This is a genomic window from Streptomyces sp. LS1784, assembly GCF_020103755.1.
Lineage (GTDB): Bacteria > Actinomycetota > Actinomycetes > Streptomycetales > Streptomycetaceae > Kitasatospora.
In genome coordinates, this window is record NZ_JAHSQD010000648.1 from 1 (window position 1) to 4,288 (window position 4,288).

Below are 4,288 nucleotides of genomic sequence, written 5' to 3' on the forward strand. Positions count from 1 at the left end.
GCCACCGCCCGGGACCGGTTCGCCGCCAAGGGCCACCTGCCGGGCGTGCGGCGCGCCGAACGGCTCGGGGGTACCCGGTGAGCGGCCGGGCCGGCCTCACCTGGAGCCTGCGCGACCGCACCCCCGCCGAGCTCCCGGTGCTCGCCGACCACCCCGCGGACGGCAGCGACGGCACCGGCAAGGGCGTGCGGGTCTGCGTGGTCGACTCCGGGGTCGAGCCCGACCACCCACTGGTCGGGCCCCTGCAGGGCTCCTGGGCGGTGGTCAAGGACCCGGTCACCCGGGAGCTCGCCGTCCGCCCCGACACCGCCGGCGACACCTGCGGGCACGGCACCGCCTGCGCGGGCATCATCCGCCGCACCGCCCCGGACTGCGAGCTCTACAGCGTCCGGGTCCTCGGCGAGCGCTTCACCGGCACCGGCGACATGCTGATCGCCGGTCTGCGCTGGGCCGTCGGGCAGGGCTTCGACGTGGTCAACCTCAGCCTCTCCACCACCCGGGCCCGCTTCCTGGAGGAGCTGCACGCGATCGCCGACGACGCCTTCTTCGCCCGCACCGCGATCGTCGCCTCCGCCCACAACACCCCGGTGGAGAGCTACCCGTGGCGGTTCTCCTCGGTCATCTCGGTGGGCAGCCACCAGGAGGACGATCCGGAGCTGCACCTGTACAACCCGGCGCCCCCGGTGGAGTTCTTCGCCCCCGGCCAGAACGTCCGGGTGCCCTGGCTCGGCGGCGCCACCATCCGCACCACCGGCAACAGCTTCGCGACCCCGTACGTGGCCGGGCTCTGTGCCCGCATCCTGTCCCGGCGGCCGCGGCTGACGACCTTCCAGCTGAAGAGCGCGCTCTACCTCACCGCGGCCAACGTCCAGGTCCCTTCCACCCCCACCCCGGAGGCGCCCGATGACCCTCAGCACTGACCCCGCCGTCGATCCACTGGCCCGCGAGCTGCTCCAGTCCGTGGTGGACGTCGCCCGGGCGATCTTCGACGCCCAGGCCGGCTCGGTGTGCCTGCTCGACGAGGAGGCCGGGGATCTGGTCTTCCAGGCCGTGTCCGGGCGCGGCGAGGAGTCGCTGGTGGGCCGCCGGTTCCCGGCCGGCCGGGGGATCGCCGGCTGGGTGGCCGCCTCGGGCGAACCGATGGTGGTGGACGACCTGGGCGCCAACCGCACCTTCGACCGGGACTTCGCCGAGTCCACCGCGTACGTCCCGACCGCCCTGATGGCCGCGCCGCTCACCCACGGCAGCCGGGTGCTCGGCGTCCTGGAGGTGCTGGACCCGGCCCCACGGGCCCGCGCCGGCCTGCCCGAGCTGGACCTGCTGGCCATGTTCGCCCGCCAGGCCGCCGCCGCCCTGCGGGTGATCGCCGAGCGTTCCCCCGCCCCGGAGCCGGTCCCGGACCGGGCCGCCGCCCTCGGCCTGCTCGCCGACCTGGAGGAGCTGCTGCGCCGTCAGCCCTGAGCGTCCAGCCTGGCGATCTGCCCGCGCTCCAGCGCGGCGTACACCGTGCCGTCCGGGGCGACGGCGATGCCGTGCGGCTCGGCGCCCTCGCCCGGGACCGGGTGGCCGTCGAGCCGCCCGTCCGGGGTGAGCACCCCGATCCGACCGGCGCCCCACTCGGTGAACCAGAGCCGGCCGTCCGGCCCGGCCGCGATCGCGTGCGGCCTGGCCGAGCGGTCGGCCAGCGGGTACTCCGCCACCTTCCCGTCCACGGTGATCCGCCCGACCAGCCCGCCGCCGATGCCGACGTACCAGAGCGCGCCGTCCGCCCCGGCGGTGATCCCGACCGGCGCGGTGCCCTCGGTGGGCAGCCGGTGGACGGTCACCTCGCCGTCCGTACCGACCCTCGCCACCGCGTCCGCCTGGTTGAGCGTGCACCACAGCGCGCCGTCGGGGCCCGCGGTGATCAGCGACGGGAAGGCCCCGGCGATCGGCAGCGGATACTCCGTCACCCGGCCGTCGACGGTGATCCGCCCGACCCGGTTCGCGTTCAACTCGGTGAACCAGAGTGCACCGTCCGGCCCGGCCGCGATCCCGTACGGCCCGGCGTTCTCCGTCGGCAGCCCGAACGAGCCCGCCTCCCCGCCGGCCGTGATCCGCCCGATCCGGTGGTCCCGCATCCGGCTGAACCACAGCGCCCCGTCCGGCCCCGCCGCGATCACCGCCGGCCCACACTCCGGAGCACCGAGGTCATGGCGTTCCACCGGCCCGTCCGGGCTCAGCCGCCCGACCTCCCCGCTGTGCACCAGCGTGAACCAGACACCCCCGTCGGGCCCCACGGTCACCCCGTACGGCCCGGCCCCCGCCTCGGCGACCTCGATCAGTTCCATGCGACCCCTCCCAGGCACTATCGCGACTCGCGTCGCTTTAGTGATCCTCGCATGCCGCCCCCACCCCGGCAACCCGGTTCGGCGTCATGACACCGCCTCTCCCCGGTGCCCCCCGCCCGCGCTCCGGACCGCCCGGACCGCCGAGCCCGTCCTACTCCCCCGCCTCCGTCGCCCGCCCCGGGTCACCGCGCAGGACGGAGATGACGCCCATTCCGGCGGCGCAGACCGGGACGGCGAGCAGGGCGCCGATGATCCCGGCGATCCCGGCGCCGGCCACCACGGCGACCATGATGGTGGCCGGATGCAACTCGACCGTCCGGCTCTGGATGACCGGCTGGAGGATGTTTCCCTCGATCATCTGCACCGCGAGCACCACGCCGAGGGCCCACAGGCCGGTGCCGAGGCCACCGTCGGCGAGGGCCACCAGGACGGCCGCCGAGCCGGACAGGAAGGCGCCGACGAACGGGATGTACGCGCCCATGAAGACCAGTGCGCCCAGCCCGGGCGCGCCCGGCACCCCGAGGGCGAGCAGGCCGATGGTGATGAAGCCCGCGTCGATCAGGGCGATCAGGGTGGTGCCGCGCATGTACCCGGCCATCGCGTCGAAGGCCCGCTCGGCACAGGCGATCACGGTCGTGGCGCTGCGCTCGGACAGGTAGGAGCGGATGGCGGCGCCGGTACGGTGGCCGTCCCGGAGGAAGAAGAACACCAGGGCGAGCGCCAGCACCCCGCCGGTGACCAGCTGGGTGAGCAGGCCGAGCCCCGAGAGCACACCGTTGGTGAGGGCGGAGACCAGCGAATTGGTCTCGCCCTTGGCGTTGCTCAGCGCGTGCTCGATCTTCGCCCCGAACGGGCCGAGCCAGACGGACAACCGCCGCCCGGCCTCCGGGAGCGAGGCGGCGATCTGCGGGGCGCTGTGCACCAGGGAGTTGACCAGCAGGGAGATCACCCCGCCGACCGCGGCGACCAGCACCGTGCAGGTCAGCCCGGCGGCCAGGCCCCGTCCGACGCCCCGGCGCACCAGCCAGGGCACCACCGGGTAGAGCAGCGAGGACCCGAGCAGCGCCAGGACGAACGGCACGGTCGCGGCCCGCAGTTCGACCAGCGCGAAGACCACCAGCGAGGCGACGGCGATCAGCAGGATCACCGCCACCGACCAGGCCGCCGCCTGCCGCAGCCCGGGCGGCAGCATCAGGTACGGCCTGCGCCGGTCCGACTGCCGTTGCTCGCCGGGCGCGCGCTCCACGGACACGGCCACCTCCGCCGGGGGTCGTCGATGATTCCGAACCGCCCCAGCTCAACAGAGGTTCCGACGGGCCGCCCGCCGGATCGGCCGCGAGCACCCGAACGAGCTACTCGGGCGCCTCGAACCGCACCGCGCCTTCGTCACCTGCCCCCGCGAAGGCCAGCACCCGCTCCGCCTCGGCCTCCGCCGCCTGTCGGTCGGCCCGGCACAGCGGCACGAACGGGACGACGGCCACCTCCCGCCCGCCGGTCAGCCGCCAGGTCCCGGCGACCAGCCCGTCCACCAGCAGCGTCCCGTGCACGATGCCGTTCTGGGTCATCACCCGGCCCCGGTGCTCCTCGGGCAGCACCCGGGTGCGGTCCGCGTGCGAGAGGAGCAGGTTGTCGAACGGGGCGACCAGCCGTACCGGCGCCGGGGTGTCCGCGTCCGGACGGGGTGCCTCGGGCAGGTCGTACAGCTGCCGGCCCTGCTCGTCCCGCAGGGCCAGCAGCCGCGGTGCGAGCCGCCGCAGCACCGGGGCGAGGCCCGCCAGGCCGCACCACTTGCGGAGGTCCGCCGCGGAGGCCGGGCCGAAGGCGGCGAGGTAGCGCAGCACCAGGTCGTCCGGGCTGGGCGAGGGGTCGAGCGGGCGGCCGAGCCAGGCCTCGGCGGTGGTGTGGGCGGCCGGGCCGCCGCGTCCCCACAGCCCGCGCGGCGGGACCTGCACCAGCGG

At 75.4% G+C, this 4,288-nt stretch carries 5 protein-coding genes; 2 read left to right on the forward strand and 3 right to left on the reverse strand.

Annotated features, from left to right (window positions below; genetic code table 11):
- Window positions 1–77: 77 nt before the first annotated feature.
- On the forward strand, window positions 78–920 hold the full coding sequence (locus tag KS423_RS39720; protein WP_224284591.1) for a S8 family serine peptidase: 843 nt from the start codon (window positions 78–80) through the stop codon (window positions 918–920).
- Window positions 904–1,461 (forward strand): GAF domain-containing protein, encoded by a 558-nt coding sequence (locus KS423_RS39725; protein ID WP_224284592.1) that lies wholly within the window; start codon window positions 904–906, stop codon window positions 1,459–1,461. The genes KS423_RS39720 and KS423_RS39725 overlap by 17 nt, the downstream gene beginning before the upstream one ends.
- Here KS423_RS39725 and KS423_RS39730 read toward each other — a convergent pair.
- From KS423_RS39730 to KS423_RS39740, 3 genes are all read right to left on the reverse strand, one after another.
- Window positions 1,452–2,330 (reverse strand): virginiamycin B lyase, encoded by an 879-nt coding sequence (locus KS423_RS39730; protein WP_224284593.1) that lies wholly within the window; start codon window positions 2,328–2,330, stop codon window positions 1,452–1,454. The genes KS423_RS39725 and KS423_RS39730 overlap by 10 nt on opposite strands.
- 151 nt (window positions 2,331–2,481) lie before the next feature.
- On the reverse strand, window positions 2,482–3,582 hold the full coding sequence (locus tag KS423_RS39735) for an AI-2E family transporter (protein ID WP_224284594.1): 1,101 nt from the start codon (window positions 3,580–3,582) through the stop codon (window positions 2,482–2,484).
- A 100-nt stretch (window positions 3,583–3,682) separates the two neighbouring features.
- The coding region (locus tag KS423_RS39740) for a DNA glycosylase AlkZ-like family protein (RefSeq protein ID WP_224284595.1) at window positions 3,683–4,288 on the reverse strand (606 nt) is incomplete at its 5' end.